At 68.2% G+C, this 23181-nt stretch carries 25 protein-coding genes; 13 read left to right on the forward strand and 12 right to left on the reverse strand.

Annotated elements, in window-relative coordinates; translation table 11 throughout:
- Window positions 1-8 precede the first annotated feature (8 nt).
- A complete protein-coding gene (locus BJF87_RS07800) occupies window positions 9-656 on the reverse strand; it encodes an O-methyltransferase (protein WP_035750737.1) in 648 nt (215 codons plus the stop codon).
- 277 nt (window positions 657-933) lie between these two features.
- On the opposite strand from BJF87_RS07800, the gene sigE reads away from it, so the two are divergent.
- The 4 genes from sigE to tatB all read left to right on the forward strand — a co-directional run bounded on the left by sigE (window position 934) and on the right by tatB (window position 4337).
- Window positions 934-1554, forward strand: a complete 621-nt coding sequence (gene sigE, locus BJF87_RS07805) for an RNA polymerase sigma factor SigE (protein WP_075862876.1) — start codon at window positions 934-936, stop codon at window positions 1552-1554.
- Window positions 1555-1796: 242 nt separating this feature from the next.
- Complete coding sequence (locus tag BJF87_RS07810; RefSeq protein ID WP_006360468.1) at window positions 1797-2318, forward strand: hypothetical protein; 522 nt, start codon at window positions 1797-1799, stop codon at window positions 2316-2318.
- A gap of 2 nt (window positions 2319-2320) precedes the next feature.
- Entirely contained in the window at window positions 2321-3853 is a 1533-nt protein-coding gene (locus tag BJF87_RS07815) for a trypsin-like peptidase domain-containing protein (RefSeq protein ID WP_372512870.1), read from the forward strand.
- 16 nt (window positions 3854-3869) lie between these two features.
- A complete protein-coding gene (gene tatB / locus BJF87_RS07820; protein ID WP_035750740.1) occupies window positions 3870-4337 on the forward strand; it encodes a Sec-independent protein translocase protein TatB in 468 nt (155 codons plus the stop codon).
- Between the two features lie 9 nt (window positions 4338-4346).
- Here the strand turns inward: tatB and BJF87_RS07825 are convergent, their stop codons facing one another.
- The 4 genes from BJF87_RS07825 to BJF87_RS07840 all read right to left on the reverse strand — a co-directional run bounded on the left by BJF87_RS07825 (window position 4347) and on the right by BJF87_RS07840 (window position 8971).
- Window positions 4347-5492 carry an Mrp/NBP35 family ATP-binding protein gene (locus BJF87_RS07825; RefSeq protein WP_006360471.1) on the reverse strand — a complete coding sequence of 382 codons (1146 nt, stop codon included), beginning with the start codon at window positions 5490-5492 and terminating at the stop codon, window positions 4347-4349.
- Window positions 5493-5561: 69 nt separating this feature from the next.
- Window positions 5562-6686 carry a lytic transglycosylase domain-containing protein gene (locus tag BJF87_RS07830; protein ID WP_075862877.1) on the reverse strand — a complete coding sequence of 375 codons (1125 nt, stop codon included), beginning with the start codon at window positions 6684-6686 and terminating at the stop codon, window positions 5562-5564.
- A gap of 450 nt (window positions 6687-7136) precedes the next feature.
- Window positions 7137-7661, reverse strand: coding sequence for a DUF1003 domain-containing protein (locus BJF87_RS07835; protein WP_075862878.1), 525 nt, complete (start codon window positions 7659-7661; stop codon window positions 7137-7139).
- Entirely contained in the window at window positions 7658-8971 is a 1314-nt protein-coding gene (locus tag BJF87_RS07840) for a magnesium transporter MgtE N-terminal domain-containing protein (RefSeq protein WP_006360474.1), read from the reverse strand. Before BJF87_RS07840 ends, BJF87_RS07835 begins: the two co-directional genes overlap by 4 nt.
- A gap of 99 nt (window positions 8972-9070) precedes the next feature.
- Between BJF87_RS07840 and BJF87_RS07845 the strand changes: the two genes are divergently transcribed.
- The 5 genes from BJF87_RS07845 to BJF87_RS07865 all read left to right on the forward strand — a co-directional run bounded on the left by BJF87_RS07845 (window position 9071) and on the right by BJF87_RS07865 (window position 14478).
- The gene (locus tag BJF87_RS07845; RefSeq protein ID WP_006360475.1) at window positions 9071-9559 is read left to right on the forward strand and encodes a general stress protein; all 489 of its coding nucleotides are present in this window, start codon (window positions 9071-9073) and stop codon (window positions 9557-9559) included.
- Between the two features lie 320 nt (window positions 9560-9879).
- Window positions 9880-11241 (forward strand): extracellular solute-binding protein, encoded by a 1362-nt coding sequence (locus BJF87_RS07850; RefSeq protein WP_075862879.1) that lies wholly within the window; start codon window positions 9880-9882, stop codon window positions 11239-11241.
- Complete coding sequence (locus BJF87_RS07855) at window positions 11238-12458, forward strand: carbohydrate ABC transporter permease (protein WP_075862880.1); 1221 nt, start codon at window positions 11238-11240, stop codon at window positions 12456-12458. Before BJF87_RS07850 ends, BJF87_RS07855 begins: the two co-directional genes overlap by 4 nt.
- Before the next feature lie 4 nt (window positions 12459-12462).
- On the forward strand, window positions 12463-13293 hold the full coding sequence (locus BJF87_RS07860) for a carbohydrate ABC transporter permease (protein ID WP_006360478.1): 831 nt from the start codon (window positions 12463-12465) through the stop codon (window positions 13291-13293).
- A 3-nt stretch (window positions 13294-13296) separates the two neighbouring features.
- Window positions 13297-14478 (forward strand): ABC transporter ATP-binding protein, encoded by a 1182-nt coding sequence (locus BJF87_RS07865; RefSeq protein ID WP_006360479.1) that lies wholly within the window; start codon window positions 13297-13299, stop codon window positions 14476-14478.
- 31 nt (window positions 14479-14509) lie between these two features.
- Here the strand turns inward: BJF87_RS07865 and BJF87_RS07870 are convergent, their stop codons facing one another.
- Entirely contained in the window at window positions 14510-15367 is an 858-nt protein-coding gene (locus BJF87_RS07870) for a chromosome partitioning protein ParB (RefSeq protein ID WP_006360480.1), read from the reverse strand.
- The gene (locus BJF87_RS07875) at window positions 15357-16061 is read right to left on the reverse strand and encodes a metallophosphoesterase (protein WP_006360481.1); all 705 of its coding nucleotides are present in this window, start codon (window positions 16059-16061) and stop codon (window positions 15357-15359) included. Before BJF87_RS07875 ends, BJF87_RS07870 begins: the two co-directional genes overlap by 11 nt.
- 58 nt (window positions 16062-16119) lie before the next feature.
- Here BJF87_RS07875 and BJF87_RS07880 point away from each other — a divergent pair, with 58 nt between their 5' ends.
- From BJF87_RS07880 to BJF87_RS07890, 3 genes are read left to right on the forward strand one after another with little or no spacing between them, the layout of a single operon-like run.
- On the forward strand, window positions 16120-16710 hold the full coding sequence (locus BJF87_RS07880) for a suppressor of fused domain protein (RefSeq protein ID WP_035750747.1): 591 nt from the start codon (window positions 16120-16122) through the stop codon (window positions 16708-16710).
- A gap of 36 nt (window positions 16711-16746) precedes the next feature.
- Entirely contained in the window at window positions 16747-17520 is a 774-nt protein-coding gene (locus BJF87_RS07885) for a HemK2/MTQ2 family protein methyltransferase (protein WP_006360483.1), read from the forward strand.
- Window positions 17517-17759 carry a CDGSH iron-sulfur domain-containing protein gene (locus BJF87_RS07890; protein WP_042377586.1) on the forward strand — a complete coding sequence of 81 codons (243 nt, stop codon included), beginning with the start codon at window positions 17517-17519 and terminating at the stop codon, window positions 17757-17759. Before BJF87_RS07885 ends, BJF87_RS07890 begins: the two co-directional genes overlap by 4 nt.
- A 16-nt stretch (window positions 17760-17775) precedes the next feature.
- On the opposite strand, the gene BJF87_RS07895 is transcribed toward BJF87_RS07890, so the two are convergent.
- The 4 genes from BJF87_RS07895 to BJF87_RS07910 form a co-directional block, all read right to left on the reverse strand.
- Entirely contained in the window at window positions 17776-18816 is a 1041-nt protein-coding gene (locus BJF87_RS07895; protein ID WP_006360485.1) for an iron-containing redox enzyme family protein, read from the reverse strand.
- A gap of 121 nt (window positions 18817-18937) precedes the next feature.
- Window positions 18938-19582 (reverse strand): hypothetical protein, encoded by a 645-nt coding sequence (locus BJF87_RS07900; protein ID WP_006360486.1) that lies wholly within the window; start codon window positions 19580-19582, stop codon window positions 18938-18940.
- A gap of 88 nt (window positions 19583-19670) precedes the next feature.
- The gene (locus BJF87_RS07905; protein WP_006360487.1) at window positions 19671-20468 is read right to left on the reverse strand and encodes an SDR family oxidoreductase; all 798 of its coding nucleotides are present in this window, start codon (window positions 20466-20468) and stop codon (window positions 19671-19673) included.
- Entirely contained in the window at window positions 20465-21379 is a 915-nt protein-coding gene (locus BJF87_RS07910) for an alpha/beta hydrolase (RefSeq protein WP_075862881.1), read from the reverse strand. The genes BJF87_RS07905 and BJF87_RS07910 overlap by 4 nt, the downstream gene beginning before the upstream one ends.
- Before the next feature lie 93 nt (window positions 21380-21472).
- Here BJF87_RS07910 and BJF87_RS07915 point away from each other — a divergent pair, with 93 nt between their 5' ends.
- Window positions 21473-22024 carry a TetR/AcrR family transcriptional regulator gene (locus BJF87_RS07915; RefSeq protein ID WP_006360489.1) on the forward strand — a complete coding sequence of 184 codons (552 nt, stop codon included), beginning with the start codon at window positions 21473-21475 and terminating at the stop codon, window positions 22022-22024.
- Window positions 22025-22063: 39 nt separating this feature from the next.
- On the opposite strand, the gene BJF87_RS07920 is transcribed toward BJF87_RS07915, so the two are convergent.
- Window positions 22064-23152, reverse strand: a complete 1089-nt coding sequence (locus tag BJF87_RS07920) for a magnesium and cobalt transport protein CorA (protein WP_035750754.1) — start codon at window positions 23150-23152, stop codon at window positions 22064-22066.
- Between the last annotated feature and the right edge of the window lie 29 nt (window positions 23153-23181).

Genomic DNA, 23181 nt, shown 5'->3' on the forward strand with positions numbered 1-23181 from the left:
TGTCCGGGTCAGCGCGTCTTGACGGCGGCCAGCACGCCGGGCCCGAGTGGGATCACGACCGGCAGCAGGCGCTCGTCGTCGGCGATCAGCAGGGCCGCCTCGCGGGCAGCGGCGGTGGGCGGGTCGGTGCGGGACGGGTCGCCCACCGTGCCGTCGGCGGTCGCGTTGTGCACCACGACGACGCCGCCGTCGCGCAGCATGCGGACCGCCTCGGTCACGAAACGCGGGAGATCCAGCAGCGGGCCGTCGATGAAGACCAGGTCGTACGACGAGTCGGAGAGGCGCGGCAGCACGTCGGTGGGCGTGCCGTTGATGAGTCGTGTCCGGCCGGGCGAGATGTCGGCCCCGGCGAACGACGACCGCGCGGCGCGGTGGTGTTCGGGCTCGGGGTCGATGGTGGTCAGGACGCCGTCGGCGGCCATGCCGTTGAGAAGCCACAGGCCGCTGACGCCGGTGCCGGTCCCGATCTCGGCGACCGCCTTGGCATCCGCGGTACGGGCCAGAAGCGCGAGCAGCGCACCGACCGCAGGGCTCACGGGCGTGGCGCCCAGTTCCTCGGCGCGGGCACGGGCGGCGATGACGGCATCGTCCTCGACGATCGCCGACTCGGCGTAGGCGATCAGATCGGGGCCGGCGGACGGGGTTGACTCGGTCACGCGTCGAGGTTAACCGCCGGTCGGGCCAACTCGGACATGGCACGCCGACCTGCGCGAATCCGGGTCGCTTCACATCCTCAGGGAACACTCAGCCGACTCATACGGCGACCACACTCCGGTAGGAGAGGGTAAGGGCGTCCGGTTGACGGTATTTCCGTTCCAGGTCGGTGTGAACGTCGGCCGAATGGGGAATACCCGATCGGTGCGACGTTGTTCCACACGGTGAGTGCTCTGGGTCACCGGGCTGTGTTCACGAGAGAGGAACCGACCACCCACCATGACCGATTCCCGCGATTCCATCGAAGACGTGCCTGCCGTTCCGGCGGGCACCGCCGGTTTCGACGCCACCGGCGACGAACTGCTGATGCCGTCATGGGACGAACTGGTACGCGAGCACGCCGACCGCGTCTACCGCCTGGCCTACCGGCTGTCGGGAAACCAGCACGACGCCGAGGACCTCACCCAGGAGACCTTCATCCGGGTGTTCCGATCGCTGTCGAACTACCGCCCCGGGACCTTCGAGGGCTGGCTGCACCGCATCACCACCAACCTGTTCCTCGACATGGTCCGCCGCCGCAGCAAGATCCGCATGGAGGCGCTGCCCGAGGAGTACGACCGCGTGCCGGCCGACACCCCCGACCCGCAGCAGATCTTCGACGCCACCAACCTCGATCCCGATCTGCAGCTCGCCCTCGACTCGCTCGCGCCCGACTTCCGCGCCGCGGTCGTCCTCTGTGACATCGAGGGGCTGTCCTACGAAGAGATCGCCGCGACGCTGGGCGTCAAGCTCGGCACCGTCCGCAGCCGCATCCACCGTGGCCGGCAGAGCATCCGCGACGCCCTCGCCGCCCAGGGGCACACCAGCAGCCGTTCCGTCGCCATCGGGGCGCACAGCTGACATGCCGCTCCGCGTCGGTCGATAGTCGGACGCCTCACCTCGGACAACTCGTCCGCGGAGCCGGGGAACCACGAGTCGACGTGCGTCGTTGTCTGACTCGGATAAGCTGAGACGTTGCGTGCGGGCACGGTCACGCCACATGTGGCGGCACGGTCCGCCGACGGTGAGTACCGTGGCGAACAGACTCGGCAAAGGCTGAAAGCGGATTGCGGCGGACACGTCGTGGAGAGGGGTGACCGACGATGATGGACGGCGATCGCGGGCGTCCGACCCGGGGCGGCGGTGTCGAGCCCCCGACTCCCAATCTTCGTCGCCGGCGATCCTCGTGGAGCGCCGACTCCTGGACTCCGGCCCCCTCGTCGTTCCTGCCCAATCGCGGCTATCGCGCGCCCGGTACCGCCGGCGGACGCCGATTCGCACCCACCGAACATCTCGCCCCCGAGGCGGTTGCCGCCTTCGTCGACGGCGAACTCGGCATGTCGGCGCACGCGCGTGCCTCCCATCACCTCGCGCTCTGCCCGGAATGCGTGGCGGCCGTCGACGCCCAGTCCCTGGCCCGCACCCGACTCCGCGAGTCCGGCCAGGTGTCGGTGCCCGCGTCGCTCCTCGGCGCGCTCTCCCAGATCCCGACCCGCGAGATCGATCTCGGCTCGGACACCCCGACCGACGGCATCCCCGGCGCCCGCGACACGATGCGCCCGCCCGCGAACCCGCTCATGCGCGACACGGGCCGCGGCCGCAACTTCCGCCGTCGGGGTCGGTGAACGTGGCCGACGGAACCGGACCGCAGGGCGAGGACACCTCGACTCCCGGTGGTGACGCGCAGTTCGCGCGCCGCGAAGAACCCCCGAACACGCAACGCCTGACGCCCGGACGCCCGAGGCACTCTCCGGTGTCGCCGTCGACAGCGCAGGTCTTCGGCCGCCCCTCGGGGGTGCGCGGCTCATTCGCGACAACGCCGAGCAGTCACTCCGCGCCGCAACCGCACGTCGCCGATCCGGACCCGGTGCTCGCCGAGGCCTTCGGCCGGCCGCCGGGTTCCGACGAGACACTGCAGCGCGACCCGCTCGCCTCCTACGGCCAGGCCGAGGACGAGCCGCGGGGCAACGACCCCTGGCGTGATCCGGAGAGCCCGGCGCGGCTCGTCGACCCGGCACTGCCGACCGCGTCGTCGGCGCCGGCCACCGACCCCGGACCCAAGCTCGGTGTTCGGGATGTGTTGCTGGGCAACCGAATCAGTTGGAGCGCGCTCGCGACGCTCGCGATCATCGCCCTGCTCATCGCTCTCGTCGGCGGTCTGATGGGACGCTGGACCGCCGAGGTCGCGGCCCCGCTGACCACCGATTCGGTGGAGCTGTCGACCGACGACTCCGGCGACGGATCGGCACCGCGTTCGTCGGTCGCCGAGGTGGCGCGGGCCGTCGAGAAGTCCGTCGTCGCCATCGACGTGCGCGCGTCCGGGGCCTACTCGACCGGCTCGGGCTTCGTCATCGACAAGGCGGGGTACATCCTCACCAACAACCACGTGATCTCGATGGCCGCGAACGACAAGAGCGCGAAGCTCGAGGTCATCTTCTTCGACCGGCAGCGCGTCGCCGCACGTATCGTCGGCCGTGATCCCAAGACCGACCTCGCGGTGCTCAAGGTCGAGAACGTGAAGAATCCCACCGTCTCGGTCCTCGGTAGTTCCGCCGATCTGCAGATCGGCGAGGAGGTCGTCGCCTTCGGATCGCCACTCGGCCTGAACCGGACCGTGACGAGCGGCATCGTCAGCGCCACCAACCGTGCGGTGGCCCTCACGCCCGACGCCGAGTCCGACACCGATGCGGTCATCGACGCGATCCAGACCGACGCCTCCATCAACCCCGGCAACTCCGGCGGCCCGCTGGTCAACGCCGACGCCAAGGTGGTCGGTATCAACACCGCTGGTCGGCTCGGTGCCGGCGGCGGGTCCATCGGCCTCGGCTTCGCCATCCCGATCGACGAGGCCAAGCCCATCGTCGAGGCCCTCATCCGCGACGGCAAGGTCAACCACGCCCAGATCGGCATCAACGTGAGCTCGGTCCGCAACGAGCGGGTCCTGGGCGCGCAGGTGCGCAACGTGGTGTCCGGCGGACCCGCCGAACGTGCGGGGGTCCGCGAGAACGACGTCGTCACCTCGTTCAACGGACGGCCCATCGAGAGCGCCGACGAGTTGAATGTCGCGGTCCGGACCGCGAAGATCGGTGAGGAAGTCCCGTTCCAGTACTGGCGGGACGGGCGCACGTTCAACGGCACGATCACGCCGCAGAGCGACTGACACCGGGACGAGGTAGATGTTCAGCAGTATCGGATGGGGTGAGATCGCGATCCTGATCGTGGCGGCCCTCGTCATCCTCGGACCCGAACGGCTCCCCGGCGCGGTGTCCTGGTCGATGCAGTCGCTGCGCAAGGTCCGCGACTACGCGACCGGTGCCACCAACCAGCTCAAGGACGAACTGGGGCCGGAGTTCGAAGACCTGCGCAAACCCCTCGCCGACCTCAACGAGTTGCGGGGGATGACGCCGCGCTCGATCGTCACCAAGCATCTGCTCGACGGCGACGACTCGCTGTTCCGGCTGGGTGAGGACGCCACGACCGTCGATCGCAGCACCACCCCGGTGCCGCCGATCAAGCCGGTATCGGCGCCGATGTCGCTCGACAAGAACACCGACACACCTCCGGCCGAGCCGTCCTCGGGCAGCGCGCCGGTCCAGCGCCGGTCGGGTGGCCGTCCCGCCGTCTCCGACTGGGACGCGACCTGACCTGAACTCTCAGGAGTGGCGGACGGTATCGAGCCCGAGGCTCATCCCGGCCAGTCCGCGCTTGCGCACGGCGAGCTTCGCGGCGATCGCGCGCAGCGCCGATCCGGCGGGGGAGTCGGGGGCCGACAGCACCACCGGGACCCCGGCGTCGCCGCCCTCGCGTAGAGCGGTCTCCAGCGGCACCTGTCCCAACAGCTCCACCGGAGCGCCGACCGCACGGGTGAGACGCTCGGCCACCTTCTCGCCACCACCCGAACCGAACGGTTCCATGCGGGTGCCGTCGGGCAGCTCGAGCCAGGACATGTTCTCCACGACGCCCAGGATCTTCTGGCGGGTCTGCAGTGCGATCGCACCGGCGCGCTCGGCGACCTCGGCGGCGGCCTGCTGCGGGGTGGTGACGACGAGGATCTCCGCACCGGGGATCAGCTGTGCGATGGAGATCGCGACGTCGCCGGTGCCCGGCGGCAGGTCGAGCAGGAGGACGTCGAGATCGCCCCAGTAGACGTCGGCGAGGAACTGTTGCAGTGCGCGGTGGAGCATCGGCCCGCGCCAGGTGACCGGGGTGTTGCCGTCGGTGAACTGGCCGATGGAGATGAACCGCACGCCGTGGTTCATCGGTGGCATGATCATCCGCTCCACCTGGGTGGGCTTGGCGTCGCTGCCGAGCATCCGTGGGACGGAATGGCCGTAGATGTCGGCGTCGAGGACACCGACGGTGAGTCCGCGCTCGGCGAGCGCGGTCGCGAGATTGACCGTGACACTGGACTTTCCGACACCGCCCTTACCGGAGGCGACGGCATACACGCGGGTCAGGGACCCGGGCTGGGCGAAGGGGATGACCGGTTCGGCCTTGTCCCCGCGCAGCTTCTTGCGCAACTCGGTGCGCTGCTCGTCGTCCATGACGTCGAGTTCGACGCGGACCGCGCCGACACCGGCGACATCGGCGACGGCTTTCTCCACGCGCTGGGTGATCTCGGTGCGCAGAGGGCATCCCGACGTCGTCAGGTAGATCCCGACGTCGACGCTCGCATCGTCGTTGATCGTGACCGACTTGACCATCCCGATGTCGGTGATGGGCTTGCCGATCTCCGGATCCTTGACCTTGCCCAGAGCGGCGCGAACTGCCGATTCCGTGGGCGCAACTCCTGTAGTCATCTGCTCCAGCGTACCGGCGTCACCGGCAGACCCCGGTGGTGGTCCCGGGGTCGGCCGCGAGGTGACGGATCAGCGGACGGGCACCGGTGTCGTCGCGGGACCGGGCACCCCGGCGCGCGACTGCGGCTGCGGCGTCTTCTTGGTGATCGGTGCCTGCTTCTTGGTCGGCGGCGGTGCCTGCCCGGGCAGGGTGATCGTCGGCAGACAGACGATGAAGCAGTTCTGCGGTGGCGGGGCCGGCTTGCGCACCGAGGGCGACGACGAGGACGGTCCCGACGGCGGCGTGGACGAGGACGAGGAGGAACTCGACTTGCTCTTGCTCTTGGAGCTCGACGCCTTGCGCTTGGCCTCCGGGATCGGGTTGGTCGGCATCACGCCGGTGGCGTAGGCGCCCGCCCAGCCGAGCACGTTCGCCACATACTCCATCGACCGGTTGTACCGCAGGACCGCGGCGACGCGGGTGCCCTCACCCATGATGTCGCTGACCCCGGCGCACAGGTAGCGCCCCGCCGAGTAGGTGGCGTCGAAGACGTTGTTGGGGTCGGCCTTGCCGTCGCCGTTGGCGTCGGAGCCCCACGACGCCCAGGTGCTGGGGATGAACTGCATCGGCCCCATGGCGCGGTCATGTGCGGAGTCGCCGTCGATGCGGCCACCGTCGGTGTCCTTGATGACGGCGTTGCCGGCCAGCGAACCGTCGAGGACGGGACCGGCGATCGTGTTGACCGTGGTGCCGTACTGGTCGACCGAGCCGTTGCTCGCGTGGTTCGACTCGATCCGGCCGATACCGGCGAGGAGAAACCAGGGCAGTTTGCACTGCGGACTCTCGGCGCCGACCCGGTTGGCCGCGAGTTTGTAGGCCTGCAGGACCACGCCGGGGATGCCGAGAGGACCGGAGGGAAGATCGTTCGCGAGCCGGAACTGAGGTGCGGGCAGTGCGGCGGCCGGCTTCTCCGGCGGAGGTGCGAAACCGAGAAGGGTGACCGGTGAACTCGGCACGACGTCGGCGACGACGACCGGTGCCTCGGATCGTTCCGGGGTTGCGGCGGCGAGCACGCCGTGTGCGCTCGACGACGCCGTACCCAAAACCATGGTGCCGACGAGGGCGCCACCGACGACGATGGTCGCGGCCCGGCGGGGGAAGTGCAGGGGACGCTGCGGCCCACGACGGCGCCGCACCAGGTTGAGCGGGCTCACCGACGGCCACCGTCGTGTGCTGTGCGCCCGTTTACGGGGCGGCCCGCCGCCGTCATTCGGCGGTCCACCGCCGGTCCCCGCGGATGACTCGCCATCCGATTCTTCGTTCCCGACTGCACGATCACATGTACTCCGTTGTCAAAACACCACACGTCTGCCCCCGAGGACGCAGTGATTGCCCGCTCCGAGCCACACGGCCTGGAGCCGAGAGCGAATACACCCGACCGGGTCGGTGTCGTGTGACCGACATCCGGTTCCGGCCGAACTGTGACCCACCATACATATTGGGTCTGATGACCCAATGGCGAACTCCGCATTTGCTCGACATCACTCACTTCGTCGCTGAGATGCGGAAAGTTACAGCGGCAAACTCATGTGAGAGAAGTTACTGGAGTGACATAACGATGCGATGTCGAGCGGTCTTTGGACGGGACCGGGTAGACGGTTCGCTCAGTGGAACCGGTCGTCGCCGTCCGCATCGTCCGAGCTGTCTGCCGCGCGCGCGGCGAGCCGTTCGGTCAGCTCGTCGAGGAGGTCGTCGAGTTCCTTGCGCAGATAGTCGCGCGTGACCGTGTCGCCGACGGCCAGGCGGACCGCGGCCAGCTCGCGCGCGAGGAACTCGGTGTCGGCCTTGGTCTGGGCCGACCGCATCCGATCTTCCTCCAGCGCGACGCGGTCGCGGTTCTCCTGCCGGTTCTGGGCGAGGAGGATCAGCGGGGCGGCGTAGGCCGCCTGCGTGGAGAACGCCAGATTGAGCAGGATGAACGGGTAGGGGTCCCACCGGATCGTCACCGCCACCAGGTTCAGCGCGATCCACACGATCACGATGACGGTCTGGATCAGCAGGTACCGCCCGGTGCCCAGGAACCGGGCGACACGTTCGCTGTACATCCCGACCACGTCGGAGTCGAGATTGAACGAGATGGTGCGCCGCGTGCTCGGGACGTCGAGTTTGCGCCCGCCCTGTTCGCTCATCGGATCCTCACCTGCGCGTTGGTGCCGGCCGGCCGGTCGATGTCCTCGGGTTCGGTCTCACGCCAATCGCGCGGCAGGATCTCGTCGAGGAGGTCGTCGACGCTGACGGCGCCGAGCAGGTGGCCGGCCTCGTCGACCACCGGGCCGCAGACGAGGTTGTAGGTCGCGAAGTAGCGGGTCATCGTCTCCAGAGAGTCTTCGGGGTGCAACCGGGCGAGGTCGGTGTCCAGGATGCCGCCGACGAGGTGGGCGGGCGGTTCCCGCAGGAGTGCCTGCAGATGGACGCAGCCCAGGTACTTGCCGGTCGGTGTCGACGTCGGGGGGCGCACGACGAACACGATGCTCGCCGCGGCGGGGGTGAGGTCGGGGTTTCGGACGCGGGCGAGTGCCTCGGCGATCGTCGTCGACGCGGTGACGATGATCGGCTCGGAGGTCATCACACCACCGGCGGTGTCGGGGGAGTGCAACAGCAGGCGGCGGACCGGTTCGGATTCCTCCGGGTCCATCTCCTCGAGCAGGGCCTCGGCCTCGGTGTCGGGCAGCTCGCCGAGCAGGTCGGCGGCGTCGTCGGGGTCCATCTCCTCGAGGATCGTGACCGCCCGGTCGCGGCCGAGCGCGGTGAGCATCGCCTTCTGGTCGTCGGACGGCAGCTCCTGGAGGACGTCGGCGAGCCGTTCGTCGTCGAGCGCGGAGGCGATCTCGCCGCGCCGCTTGGGCGGCAGCTCGCGCAGGGCGTTGGCCACGTCCGCCGGACGCATCCCCTCGAACTGCATCAGCGCCTGGGCGACGCCCTGTCCCGGGAGGTCGAGAGAAGACTGCGTGATGCCCTGGACGCTGGACCATTCCACGACGTGGGTCTCGTGACGCCGGCGCAGTCCGCGACGACCCGCGCGGACGGCCACACGCGACACGACCCAGTCCCGGGTACGCGTGCGTTCGATGCCGAGATCGACCACGGTCACATCGGCGTCGGCGAGTTCCGGGAGGTCGGGATCGGTCACGCGAACCCGCGTGTCGAGGATCTGGCCGATCGCCAGGGCCTCGCCGGGGCGCAGATGCAGCTTCCGGAGGCTCACCGTTCCGGTGTTGAGGGTCACCGCGCGCGGCTCGATGCCGGTCACGCGCAGCATCGGAACGAAAATCCTTCGGCGGGTGGTCAATTCGACGGCGAGGCCGAGCGCGCGCGGTTGCTGACCCGACAATCGGATCGAGATCACCACGTCACGGACCCGCCCGATGGACTCACCGTCGGGACCAAGGACGACCAACCCGACTAATCTGGCCACGAACACCTTGCTCACCGACGACATGGGAGTAAGGGTAGTGCCAACGGTTCGACGAACGTCGTCGGCGACGGTGGATCAGCCGCGACGCCCGTCGATTCACTTCCACAAGGGGAGGTCCCGAAAATGACGAATCCCATGCGCCCGAGCCGGGAGACGCCGGGCCTGCCGACCCCGCCCAAGGGCTGGCCGATCGGCTCCTACAGCACCTACGCCGAGGCTCAGCGTGCGGTGGACTACCTGTCCGACGAGAACTTCACGGTCCAGGACGTCACGATCGTGGGTGTCGACCTCATGCAGGTCGAGCGGGTCATCGGACGCCTCACGTGGGGCAAGGTGATCGGCGGCGGTCTGGTGTCCGGTGCCTGGCTCGGCTTCTTCTTCGGGTGCCTCGTCGCGCTGGTCTTCACCGGCTCGCCGCTGGCGCCGATCATCGCCGGCATCGTGGGCGGCATGGTCTTCGGTGTGATCTCGGCGACGATTCCGTACGCGGCGACCCGTGGACAGCGCGATTTCGCGTCGACGATGCAGCTGGTCGCCGGACGCTACGACGTCCTGTGCGATCCGAAAAGTGCAGAGAAAGCGCGCGACATGCTCGCCCGCCTCACGATGTGAGACTCGAGTCCTAGAGGGACACGGGGCGATCACGATCGGCGGGGGAGTGGCACGCCCATGCCGAATGTGTTGCATGTCACGAATCGCGCCGTATAGCGTTGCACCTCGGACGCTCACGGCGGAGCACCTCGGGTGTCCGCCGCGTACGACATCGAGGAGGCTGCGTGCGGAGCAGGGTCAGCACTGATGATGGAACGGGCCGCACTGGCCGATCGGGGGGTTCCCGGCGATCGGAGGGCGGCCCGCCCGGTTCTCGAACCACAAGTCGCGTAAGGCGGAAGGTCCTCGCGGCGGCCGTCGCCGCGGCGGCGGCGCTTCCCGTGTTGTCCGCGTGCGGCTCGGGATATGAAGCGGGCGTACTGAATTTCTATCCCCCCGCCGACGGCGCCGACACCTTCGCCGCGATCGGCGACAAGTGCTCGGCCGATTCCGGCGGCGCCTACAAGGTCGTCACGACCCCGCTGCCCAAGGGCGCCGACGATCAGCGTCTGCAGCTGGCCCGTCGCCTCGCGGGCAACGACTCCGGGCTCGACCTGATGGGCATGGACGTGGTGTGGACCGCGGAGTTCGCCGACGCGGGCTGGATGGTTCCGGTGCCCGACGCGATGGCCGCGGAGGTCTCGGCGCGCTCGCTCGGCGGCCCCCTCGACACCGCGGTGTGGAAGACGGATGAGGATGAGCGCGAACGCCTCTACGCGATCCCGTTCTCCACCAACACCCAGTTGCTCTGGTACCGCAAGGATGTCCTGGAGGACAAGGTCGACCGCTCCCGTCCCGCCTCGACGTGGGACGGGATGCTCGAGGATGCACTGGTCAGCGGCCGCAACGGCGGACCGACCTACATCATGGTGCAGGGCAGGCAATATGAGGGCCTGATGGTCTGGTTCAACTCGGTGCTCGTCAGCGCCGGTGGCCAGGTCGTCGACCCCGAGAACCCCGACCAGGTGACGCTCAACGACACCCCGGAACATCGCGCCGCCACGGTCCGCGCACTCCGGACGCTCAAGGCGGTGGCCACCGCACCGGGCGCCGACCCGTCGCTGACCAACTCCGACGAGGGGGCGGCCCGCCTGGGCATGGAGAGCGGCAAGGCCCTCTATGAGGTCAACTGGCCCTTCGTGTTCCCCGGTATGCGCGAGAACGCGGTCGCCGGCGCCGTGCCGTTCCTCGACCTGACGAAGTACGCGAACCTGTACGCCGACAGCGCGAATCCGCCGTCCGACCGGGACGTGATCCCGCTCAACCGTGAGATGCAGAAGGTCTTCGACTTCGCGCCGTACCCGGGCTTCGAGGGCCTGCCGACGAAGACGACCCTCGGTGGCATCAACATCGCCGTCGCCAGCACCTCCGAGCAGCAGGACTTGGCCTGGCAGGCCGCCGAGTGCATCACCAGCGAGGCCTCGCAGAAGAGCTTCTCGCTCAACGCGGGTCCGCCGCCGGTGATCGAATCCATCTACGACGACGCCGATTTCCGCCTCGCCTACCCGATGGCGGAGGAGATCAAGCGGCAGCTGCAGCCCGAGCACGCCGCGGTCCGACCGAAGTCACCTGACTACCAGGCGATCTCGACGCTGCTGCAGGCAAAGCTGAGTCCGGTCGGGGCGTGGGATCCGGAGACACTGGTGGACGAACTCGCCGAGGCCGTCCAGAAGGCAATCGACGGGGAAGGGTTGGTTCCGTGACCGACGACAACACACCCGGGCGCAGGCCGAACGGGGACGACTCCGCGGACGAGTCCACGTTCCGCGCGGGCCGTCACGCGCTGCCCGACGATGCCCCGGCCCAGACCGGTCCGATACCGATCGTGGGTGACAACCCTCCGGTCCATTCCGACGAGCTGTGGAAGGCTCCTCCCGGAGGCCGCCACGAGGCATCTTCCGGTTCGAACCCGTCGGCGTCGACATACACCAACCCGGTGGGGGAGAGTCCCGGATCCGTCGGCGTCGCACCGTCATCGGGCGCCGCCACCGCGGTCGCCGAACGACCCCGTGCCGAGGCCGCACCGAAGGCCCGCAAGCGCAGTGAGGGCAAGACCGCCGAGCGGCGACTCGCGTTCTGGCTCGTCGCGCCGGCCGCGCTGATGATGCTGCTGGTGACCGGCTACCCGATCATCTACGCCGTCTGGCTGTCGCTGAACAAGATGAGTCTGTCGGCGCCCGGCGAGCGTGAATTCGTGTGGTTCTCGAACTACGCGACGGTGCTGACCGACAACTACTGGTGGACCGCATTCGGAGTCACCGTGGGCATCACGGTCGTGTCGGTGCTCATCGAGCTCGTCCTGGGCATGGCCATCGCACTGGTCATGCACCGCACCATCTTCGGACGCGGCACGATCCGCACGGTGGTCCTGATCCCCTACGGCATCGTGACCGTGGCCGCGGCATTCTCCTGGTACTACGCGTGGACGCCGGGCACGGGTTACCTGGCGAACCTGCTGCCCGACGGCAGCGCGCCACTCACCGAGCAGTGGCCGTCGCTGGCGATCATCGTCCTCGCCGAGGTCTGGAAGACCACGCCGTTCATGGCGCTGCTGCTGCTGGCAGGTCTGGCCCTGGTGCCCGACGACCTGCTCAAGGCCGCACAGGTCGACGGCGCGGGTGCGTGGACGCGCCTGTGGCGCATCATCCTTCCGCTGATGAAGCCCGCCATCCTCGTCGCGCTGCTGTTCCGCACACTCGACGCGTTCCGCGTGTTCGACAACATCTACGTGCTCACCAGCGGGTCCAACAACACCTACTCGGTGTCGATGCTGGGCTACGACAATCTGTTCGGCGCATTCAATCTGGGCGTCGGATCGGCGATCTCGATCCTGATCTTCGTCTGCGTGGCGATCATCGCGTTCGTGTTCATCAAGGGGTTCGGCACCGCCGCACCGGGTTCCGACGACGAGGGGAGGTAATCCGGTGAATTCGAGCGGAAAAACCAAGGCGTGGTGGTCGATCGCCAACATCCTGGTGATCCTGTACGCACTCATCCCGCTGCTGTGGATCATCAGCCTGTCGTTCAAGCCGGCGTCGAGCGTGACCGACGGGAAGTTCATCCCGAGTGAGTTCACCCTCGACAACTACAAGTCCATCTTCGAGACCAGCGCCTTCACCTCGGCGCTGATCAACTCGATCGGCGTCGGACTGATCACGACCCTCATCGCGGTGATCCTGGGCACCATGGCCGCCTACGCCGTGGCACGCCTGGAGTTCCCCGGCAAGAAGGTCCTCATCGGGGCAGCGCTGCTGATCGCGATGTTCCCGCAGATCTCGCTGGTGACACCACTGTTCAACATCGAGCGTCGACTGGGACTCTTCGACACCTGGCCGGGCCTGATCCTGCCGTACATCACCTTCGCGCTGCCGCTGGCGATCTACACGCTGTCGGCCTTCTTCCGGGAGATCCCCTGGGAGCTGGAGAAGGCGGCCAAGATGGACGGCGCCACCCCCTGGCAGGCGTTCCGCAAGGTGATCGCGCCGCTGGCCGCGCCGGGCGTCGTGACCGCCGCGATCCTGGTGTTCATCTTCGCCTGGAACGATCTGCTCCTCGCCCTGTCGCTGACCTCGACCGAACGAGCGATCACCGCCCCGGTGGCCATCGCGAACTTCACCGGCAGCTCGCAGTTCGAGGAACCGACCGGTTCGATCTCGGCCGCCGCGGTCGTCATCACCATCCCCATCATCATCTTCGTGCTGTTCTTCCAACGTCGAATCGTGGCCGGTCTGACATCCGGCGCCGTGAAGGGATAACCCATGGCAGACATCGTTCTGGACAAGGTCACCAAGCAGTACCCGGACGGCTCCACCGCGGTCCACGGGGTCGACATCGAGATCGGCGACGGCGAGTTCGTCATCCTCGTCGGACCGTCGGGATGTGGAAAGTCGACGACGCTCAACATGATCGCGGGACTCGAGGACATCTCCTCCGGCGAGCTGCGGATCGGCGGGGAGCGCGTGAACGAACGCGCACCCAAGGACCGCGACATCGCGATGGTGTTCCAGAGCTACGCGCTCTACCCGCACATGTCGGTGCGCGACAACATCGCATTCCCGCTGACGCTTCAGAAGCTGCCGAAGGATCAGATCGCCGCCAAGGTCGACGAGGCCGCGCGCATCCTCGATCTCGGGCAGTACCTGGACCGCAAGCCGGCCAACCTGTCCGGCGGTCAGCGTCAGCGTGTGGCGATGGGCCGCGCGATCGTGCGCTCGCCCAAGGCATTCCTCATGGACGAGCCGCTGTCGAACCTCGACGCCAAGCTGCGCGTGCAGATGCGTACCGAGATCGCGCAGCTGCAGCAGCGACTGGGGACCACCACCGTCTACGTGACGCACGATCAGACCGAGGCGATGACCCTCGGCGACCGCGTCGTCGTGCTGCGTGGCGGGCATGTCCAGCAGATCGGCACGCCGCAGGAGCTGTACAACAACCCGACCAACGTGTTCGTCGCCGGGTTCATCGGTTCGCCCGCGATGAACTTCCTGTCCGGACGCCTCGGCACGGACGGCATCGAGACCGCGATCGGCACGATCGCCCTCGACGATCACCGCGCCGTGGTCTCGCGGGCGGGTGACGTCGGAAGCAGCGGCGAGGTTCTCATCGGCATCCGCCCAGAGCACCTCGAGGATGCCTCCCTCGTCGACGACACCACTCGCCGGCAGGGTGCGACGTTCACCGCGAACATCGACGTCCTCGAGTCGATGGGCTCGGACATCTACGCCTATTTCAGCATCGGCAACGGGTCGAACCGGGCGTCGAGCGATGCGCTCGCCGAGCTGTCCGCCGATTCCGGTGCCGACCTCGGGGGCAGCCAGCTCATCGCCCGCCTGTCGCCGGATTCGAAGGTCACCCGCGGTTCGACCGCCGAGCTGTTCTACGACGCCTCGAAGGTGGCGGTCTTCGACCAGAGCTCGGGAGAGTCGCTGCGCCGCCGCTGATCTCCGTCTGCATCGCGTCGCTGCGCGACCACTACCGCCGTCTACGGTCGGAGTGGTCGCGCAGTTCGTCGAAGACCTTCTCGTCCCAGACGTGCCTGCGCACCAGGCGATAGCGTTCGCAGGCCACCCACATGTACAGCTCGGCGTCGCTGGTCAGGTCGTCGCGGATGCCGGCCCGGCGGGCCATTCGGACGACGGGCAGGAACTCCTCACCGAACCAGCGTCGGGCGACCTCGGTGCGACTCAGGAACTCGCCGAGCTCCTGGGAGAGCCGAAAACCCCACGCCTCCACGTTCTCCGCGAGTTCGGCGTAGTCGAACGCGTCGGTCAGCTTGATGGCCTCGGCCTGCGCGCCCTCGAGCGGAACCCGCGACAGGAACAGCCGGCGGTGGTCCTTGAGGATCAGGTCCGACGGTGCGTTGATGCCCTCCGGTGAGATGCGCGTGTGGATCTCGGTCACGTAGGCGTCGATCGTGGTCAGGTTGCGCGCGATGGCGATCGAGACGCGGTGGTGGCCGTCGATGACGAAGTGCATCGACCCGACCCGGTAGAGCTGTACCGGCGGCACCGACTCGCCGCGACGCTGGGCGGCGGCGATCCGCTGCCACCGCTCCCGCATGTGCGACGAGGTGGGACGGAAGTACCGGTCGAAATCCTTGGTGCGGTCGACGCTTCCGACGATCGAGGACACCTCGACGACCTGCAGGCCGATCACGGTCTTGCCCGTGGCGCCGAGCGCGGCGACCACCTCGTCGAAGGGCAGGATGGTGTTGACGTCCGCCGGCTGCCGCATGAACCACTGTGCGAGCCGGGCACGTTCGGCCTGGCGTCGTAGCCGGGCGAAGTCGTATTCGGCGTCGGCCTCGGGGAATCCGGTGTCACGCGCCATGTCTGCGCCTCACGATGTCCACCTTCCGGGTCGCCGGATCGATGTCGAACTGGCAGAACCCCACGACGTTCATCGACGTCGTCGTCTCGCCGATGGGTAGGTCGCGCGGGCGGCTGCCGTAGGGATGGACGTGCCCGTGCACGAGCAGCGTCGGGCGCAATGCGCGGACGAGCGGGTGATAGCAGTCGAAACCCTGATGCGGGGTGTCGTCGCCGTCGCCGACGCCGCGTGCGGGGCTGTGGGTGAGCAGGATGTCGGTGCCGCCCCGGTTCGCCAGGGCCGTTTTCGACAGGATGTTCCCGCAGCGCAGGCGTATCGATCGCAGACGCTGCTGGATGTCGGTGTACTGGTTGGTCCCGCCGTTGTAGCAGCGGCTGCCGCCGAGTCCGCTGATCCGCAGTCCGGCGACCGTCACCGTGCGCCCGTCGGCGTTGATGCCGCCGCACGGACCCGGGTCCTCGGTGGGGAGGCCCGCGCGGGTCCAGCCGGTGCGCCCGCGACGGTAGCCCCGCAGTTCACGGTCGTGGTTGCCGGGAACGTAGACGCACGGTGCGTCGCACAGTGACGACAGGATCTCGAGATAGTCGAACGGGAGGTCGCCGGCGCCGAGGATGAGGTCGGGGCGCCCCTCGATTCCGACGCCGTAGGTGAGAGAGTCCACCACCTCGTCGGCGACCGCCAGAACCCGGACCATTGCTCCAGGCTAGACGAGGGCTCAAATCGGTCGCAGTCTTCTCGGTAGCCTGTCGGACGTGACTGAAGCGGTGACCGACCTCGTCGGGAAACATCTCCGGGATCGGCTGGGCGCCGAACCACAGCGGGCGTCGGTGACGTTCCTCGGCGTCGAGCCCATCGATGTACTGCGATTCGTGCTCGGCGATGAAGCCCCCGATGAACTGGTCTATGTGACGTCCGGTTGCGCACGCCATCCGATGGCGGACCCGACCGATCTCCACGCCGATCCGGTGAAAGGGCCGCGGGCCGAACTCGTGGTCCGGATGCGCGCGGGCTCGCCGCTCCCGGGCCTGCACAAGCGCTTGGCGACGCTGGCGGCCGCGCCGGCGGTCGAGGGACTGATCCTCGACGCCGACGCCCTTGTCGATCTGGGCGAACCGCTGTGGGACGGTGCCACCTGCACCGCGGTGTTGTTGTCCGCCGATGAACTCGGGGAGGTCGAGCTGCCCGACCCGATGGACCCCGTCCGTCTGCTCCGGGCGGTGCCGATCACCGCGAACGAGGCGGCCTGGGTGCGGCTCAAGGGCGCCGACGCTCTTCGCGACGTGTGGCGGGAGGCCGACATCGACGTGACCGAGCCGAATCGGGCCTCGGCCACGCCCGGCTGAGGTTTCACGATCGCTGCCCGCGGGAACGATGCACTGGTGACGCTGACATCCGCATCGCCCGCAACGCCGCGGGCCCCCCTCGCCACCCCCGGGGTCGCCGCCTCTTCGGTCGGCGAGGTCTATCTGCCACAGCAGGACACCGAACTACTCATCGACATGGTGCGTTCGCTGGGCGTGGACGGCAAGAGCGTCCTCGACCTGTGTACCGGTAGTGGTGCGATAGCGATCGCCGCCGCCCGCCGGGGCGCAGCCGAGGTCACCGCCGTCGACGCCTCCGCCGATGCGGTTGCCTACGCTCGCCGAGCGGCGGTGACGGCAGGGGTGTCCATCACCGTCGAACACGGTGATCTGACGCGCCACGTCGGTGAGTACGACGTCGTGACCTGCAATCCGCCCTACGTGCCGACGCCCCCGGTCGACGATCCCCGGTACCACCCGGCGGGACCGTCGCACGCGTGGGACGCGGGCCTCGACGGACGGGCCGTGCTGGATCTCCTGTGCGCGCACGTCCCGACGTTGTTGCGTCCCGGCGGAACGTTCCTGCTGGTGCACTCCGAGTTCGCCGACGAGGAGGCATCGCTGCGGGGTCTTCGGGCCGGCGGTCTGCACGCCGAGGTCGTCTCGGAACGCTTCATCCCGTTCGGCCCGGTCATGACCGCTCGCGCCGGGTGGCTCGAGGAACGCGGACTGCTCGAGCGCGGATGCCGCGTCGAACGACTGGTCGGGATCGCTGCCGTCGCCCCGGGCGAACTGAAGGTCGACGGGAGCCGGTCAGAGGGTCACACTGCTGGTGCGGAGCATTCGGCATGACCCTGGAGGACGTCACCGTGGCGCAGACCGAGAACGGCGCGGGCGCCGAACGCACCGCGGTACGGGTGGTACGCGGGGGACCGGTGCTCGTCGAAGGACCGGTCGACATCGAACTGCCCGACGGCTGTCACGTGCAGTCCGACCGGTTCATGGTGGCCATCTGCGCGTGCGGGCGCAGCAAGAACTACCCGCTGTGCGACACGAGCCACCGCAAGCGCCGCAGGCGCGCAGCGGACTGATTCTCTCGGAATTCCCCTAAACGCCGGGGAAGGCGCTCTCGCCGCGTTCCCACGCACTCATCACGTGCGTCTCGAGCGCGTCTTCCACGAACAAGAACGCGCGGATTCCGAAGATCACGTCGGCCTCGGCACTCGGGTCCTGCCGGACCAGGTCGCCGACGACGTCGGTGCGCAGGATCTGCTCGTGCACCGCGTCGGCCTCGACGTGTTCGCGGTAGAAGTGCCGGCACGCCTCGGGCGCGTGGAGCCGTTCGAGTCCGGCGAGGAGTCGCTGGGAACCGGGCGACGAGGTGATCTCGGTGGCCGCGAGATGACCCACCGCTGCACCGCGGTAGCGACGGTGGAGACCGAAGAGCGACATGAGGTTCACCGGCGTCAGGGCGGCGGCGGGGACGGTGTCGAGGTAGCCGAGGTAATCGGCGGACAGGTCCGACGCGCGGAGCAGGTCGGCGAAGAGCTCCTGGTGGACCGCGCGGCCGCGGCCGCCGCCGAACTCGTCGAACTCGACTGCGACGAACGAAGCCTTGGCCTGCCCGCGGAGTCGTGGGATGGCCCACGCGTGCGGGTCGGCCTCCTTGAGGTGATACAGCGATCGCAGGGCGAACATCTGCCGGTACTGCTCCCAGGTCCCGTTGTCACGGAGGAAGTACGACGCGCCGTCGCCGTCCAGATCCTCGATGCAGAGTTCGTCCATCTCCGACTGCACGGACTGGTTCTCGGCAGCCGCGGGTACGTCGCGGTGGAGGGCGTCGAGGAATCGTCGCTCGAGACCGGCACGCAGGGACAGCAACGCCGGCTGCCACTCCCACGCGACGTCCACCTCGGCGAAACCGACGTAATGCATCTCGTAGGCGATGTACAGGGCCAGCTGGAGGTCGTCCCCATACGGATCGGCGTCGTGCACCACCGCGGGTACATCGGTGACCGATGCCGACTCGGGATCACTGCTCAGCAGATCGATCACGGCCTGGGACAGCGGACCACGTGCCGGAGGCAGCGTCGGGGTGCGAAAGACCCCGGGAGTGGTCGGATCGGCAGCGATCGCCTCAGCTGACACCAGGGTTCCTCCTCGTCGCGGTCCGCGGCCGGGGCACGGCGCGGATCCTCCCCGGAGTATCCGGAAGCGGAAGTGCTCAAACGTGGCGCGCCTGTGACCGTCACCCCAGGATAGGCCGCGTCTACGCGGATCGGACCTCGCCGAGCAGGTCCTTGTCGAGGGACGCCCGCACCAGCGCGGCGGCGAGTACCTCGGGCTTCCCGTCGGCGAGATCCGCGAGACGGCCGGGGTCGTCGGGCAGCCCCAGGTCCTTGGCGGCGGCGCGGGCCCGTTCGTCGAAATGCGGTGCGACCCAATCCCACACGGACTGCACCTCGCGCAGGAAGATGTCGGCGCCGACCGGACCGATGCCGGTGAACTCCTGCAACAGCTTCGCGGCGGCATCCGAGTCGGGCTCGGCCTTCGCGGCGAGTTCGCGGAGATCCCCGTGGTAGTCGTCGAGGACCTTCCGGCCGGCCTCCCCGAGTCGGGTGGCGGTGCTCTCGTCGTAGCGCTTGTAGTGTCCGCGGCCCAACGCGTCGACGAGGCTCTGCCACGACGCCCGAGCCATCTTCTCGGGCGTGCGATACCCGGCGGCGAACAGCTCGCGAGCTGCGGCGACGGCGATGTCGGCGGAGATCCGCGTGCTCAGCAGGAGCGACAGGACCAGGAGTTCGAACAGGGGCGACGGGGTGTCCTTCAGCGCGATCCCCGCGTCCTCGGCGTAGGTCCGTCCGGCGCGCGCCATCAGGGCCGCGACGGTGGCATCGGTGTCGGTAGTGCTCATGCCGAGATGACTACCCGGTGCGGTCACGGGACAATCACGCTCCCGGCGGGTCCGTTCACGTCCGGTCGCCGACAGTCGCGCACCGCGGTTACTTGAAGGGGTTGAGTGTGCGACCGAGGAAGTAGCCGATACGTCCGGGAATGGGGCGCATGGCTGCCGCGGACACCTTGTTGACGACACCGGGGATGCAGACGGGTTTTCCCGCGGAGACCGCAGCCCAACCTTCCCGGACGACGTCTTCGGGTTGCTGCCACAGGAATCCCGGCAGTCGGTCTGCGGCGTCGCGGGTGCCCATGACGTCATGGAATTCGCTGTGGGTGAAGCCCGGACACAGTGCTGTCACGTGGATTCCGAATGGCTTGAGCTCCATGTCGAGCGATTGCGACATGTTCAGCACGTAGCTCTTGATCCCGGTGTAGAGCAGGCCTTCTCCCGGAGGCGACACCGCCGCGAGGGACGACAGGTTCACGATGCGTCCCCAGCGCTGCGCCTTCATGGCGGGTACGACCCGATGGATGAGCTCGGTCACCGCGGTCACCATCAGCTGGAGTTCGGCGGCCACCGAGTCCCAGGGGGTGTCGGAGAACTTCGTCCCGGCGGACAGTCCCGCGTTGTTGACGAGGATGTCGATCGGCATGCCCAGTTCGGCTGCGCGATGGACGATCGCGGCGGGCGCGGCCGGGTCGCTGAGATCGGCCGTGATGATCTCGGCGCGTATCCCGTGTTGCCGATGGAGTTCGGATGCCAGCTCGGCGAGTCGGTCCGCGCGTCGCGCCACCAGGATCAGATCGTGGTCCTCGGCGGCGAGGTGTCGGGCGAAGGCGGTTCCGATTCCCGCGGAGGCGCCGGTTACCAGGGCGGTGCGTCGACGATCGTTCACGGTCATCGCGGGTCTCCTAAGTGGCGGTCGAGGAAGCCGATCTGGTGGTCGATGATGGTGTCGAAGTACGGATCGAGATACGGCTCGAAATGGGCGCAGTCGTAGGTGTGGACTTCACCTTTCGGAATCCGACGGGCGACGGCCTGCGCTTTGTCGATCGGTGTGACGTCGTCCCTCGTGGCGAGCTGGACCAGCACCGGGACATCGATGTCGGCTGCGTGACGGCCGGGGGAGTAGAAGGGCACCCGCAACGCGATTCGGGCGGCCACGTCGTTCTCCGCAAGCAGTTCCTCACGCATGTCTCCCATGCGTTCGACCTGCTCGTAGGCGCCAGGCGAGGTCATCATCGCGATGTCGCCGGGGCGCCCGACGGCAGCCATGCGGTACGGCGGCCGTCCCGTCCATGCCCGGACCTGATCGCGTACTCCGGCGAAGATCAGGCGGCTCACCAGTGCCGGCGACTGGGAGAACGCCGATGCGGGCCCGCTCACGTGCGCCACCTGGACGATCGCGGCGGCCAGATCGCGGTCGCGGGCGGCCAGTCTCAGGACGTGACCGCCGGCGAAGGACGTCCCCCACGCCACCACTCGGCCCGTGTCCACGCCGTCGAGACCGCGGACGTAGGCGATCGCGGCATCCCAGTCGGCGTGCTGCTTGGCGATGTCGAGAACGCGACGCGGTGAACCCTCGCTCGCACCCCAATGGCGGTAGTCGAAGACGAGCGCGGCATAGCCGGCCTGGGCGAACCGCGCCGCGTACGCGTCGAGGCGCAGCTCCCGGAATGCGGCGAAACCGTGTGCGAGGACGACGATCGGAGGGTTCTCGACGCCATCGGGTCGGTAGAGCCAGGCGGCGCACCGGGAGTCGCCCGAACGGAACGTGACATCGGACCGGACGTAACTGAACTGACGTGACATGGGTAAACCTTCGCCGAGTATCTTGAATGGTGTTCAACAAGATAACAGCGTCTTGAATGGCGTTCAAGAGGATCTGTGGAGGTGACTTTTTCCGTGGCGCGGAACAAGAGGCCGCAAGCCGCCGACGAGAAGCGCGACGAGATAGTCGCCGCCGCGCGGAATCTGTTCATCGAGGGCGGATACGAGGCGACGTCGATGAACAGGTTGGCCAAGGAGGCCGGCGTCGCGGCCAACACGATCTATTGGTACTTCGACGACAAGGACGATGTACTCGTTGCGGTTCTGTCGGCCGTGATGGCCGACGTCTGGCCCATGTATCAGGCGGTGTCGGATGAGCCGATCGCCGCTCGGGTGCTGTGGATCGTGCAGCGGTTGACCGAGATGCGTGGTCTGGTGACGACGGTGCATGCCCGCGTACCGCATTCACCGGCGGTGGCGGAGTGGCACAACAACTTTCACCTGCTCACCGGCAGTCTGTTCCGGGCCGAGTTGGAGGCGGCGGGTGTCTCACCGGAGACCGTCGACGCCGAGGTGATGATCGCCGTGTTCACCGTGGAGGGGTTGTTGATGCACGCGCGGGACGAGAGTGAGCAACGCTCCGTGTGCGAGACGCTGGCCTCTCGGTGGCCGTCGACCACCGGTTAGGCCACGGCACCGTCGGTAACCGGTGATCCTGGGGCACTTTCAGAGCCAGTGACTGCGACGGAAGACCACGAACAGGGCGACGCACGTCGCGACCAGAAGGCCGAGGACGAGTGGATAACCCCACGGCTGATGCAGTTCGGGCATGTGGTCGAAGTTCATGCCGTAGATCCCGGCGACCATCGTCGGCACCGCGGCGATCGCGACCCACGCCGAGATCTTGCGCATGTCGGTGGTCTGCTGGATGCCCACCTTCGCGGCCCCGGCCTGCAGCATGGAGTTCAGCAGCTCGTCGTACTCCAGGACCCGTTCGATGACGGTCGTGAGGTGATCGGCGACGTCGCGCAGGTGTCGTCGAACCTCCTTGGGCACCAACGGGTTACCGCTCGCGGTGAGGGTCTGGAGCGGCGTCGAGAGCGGGGTGACCGCGCGCCGGAGTTCGAGCACCTCGCGTCGCAGAAGATAGACCGGGTCGATGTCGAGCCAGCGATTCTGTCGGCTGAACACCGATTCCTCGATGGCGGCGACGTCGACGTCCATGCGGTCGGTGACCGCAAGGTAGCTGTCGACGACCTTGTCGGCCACGGCGTGCAGGACCGCGGTCGGGCCGAGGGCGAGTCGTTCGGGCCGGCTCTCGAGATTCCGTCGCATCCCCGACAACTCGGTGTGCTCACCGTGGCGCACCGTGATCACGAAATCGGGCCCGGCGAAGACCATGATCTCGCCGGTCTCCACGACCTCGCTGGCCATCGCCATCGACTCGTGTTCGACGTACTGCACCGTCCTCAGCACCAAGAACTGCGTGTCGTCGTACACCTCGAGTTTCGGCCGCTGATGCGCGTGCACGGCATCCTCGACGACGAGCTCGTGCAGGCCGAAGGTCGTGCCGACGTCGGTCATCTGGGAGTCATCGGGGGAGTGCAGGCCGACCCAGACGAAACCCTCACCGGATTCGCGGACCTGCGCCAGCGCGTCGCGGTAGGAGATGTCGCCCGGCTGGCGGTGGCCGTTGAGATAGACCGCGCAGTCGACGACGGCGCGCGACACCGGGGCCCGGTTCTTTCCCGCGGGCGCCGCGGTGTCACCGCGCGGAGGGAGACCGCGCGGACCGGACCGAGGGATCGTCGCCACGCCTGCCGATGGTACCCGCGGGGCCCGGG

Origin of the sequence: Gordonia sp. CNJ-863, from assembly GCF_001942325.1 — a bacterium.
GTDB classification, from domain to species: Bacteria; Actinomycetota; Actinomycetes; order Mycobacteriales; family Mycobacteriaceae; genus Gordonia; species Gordonia alkanivorans.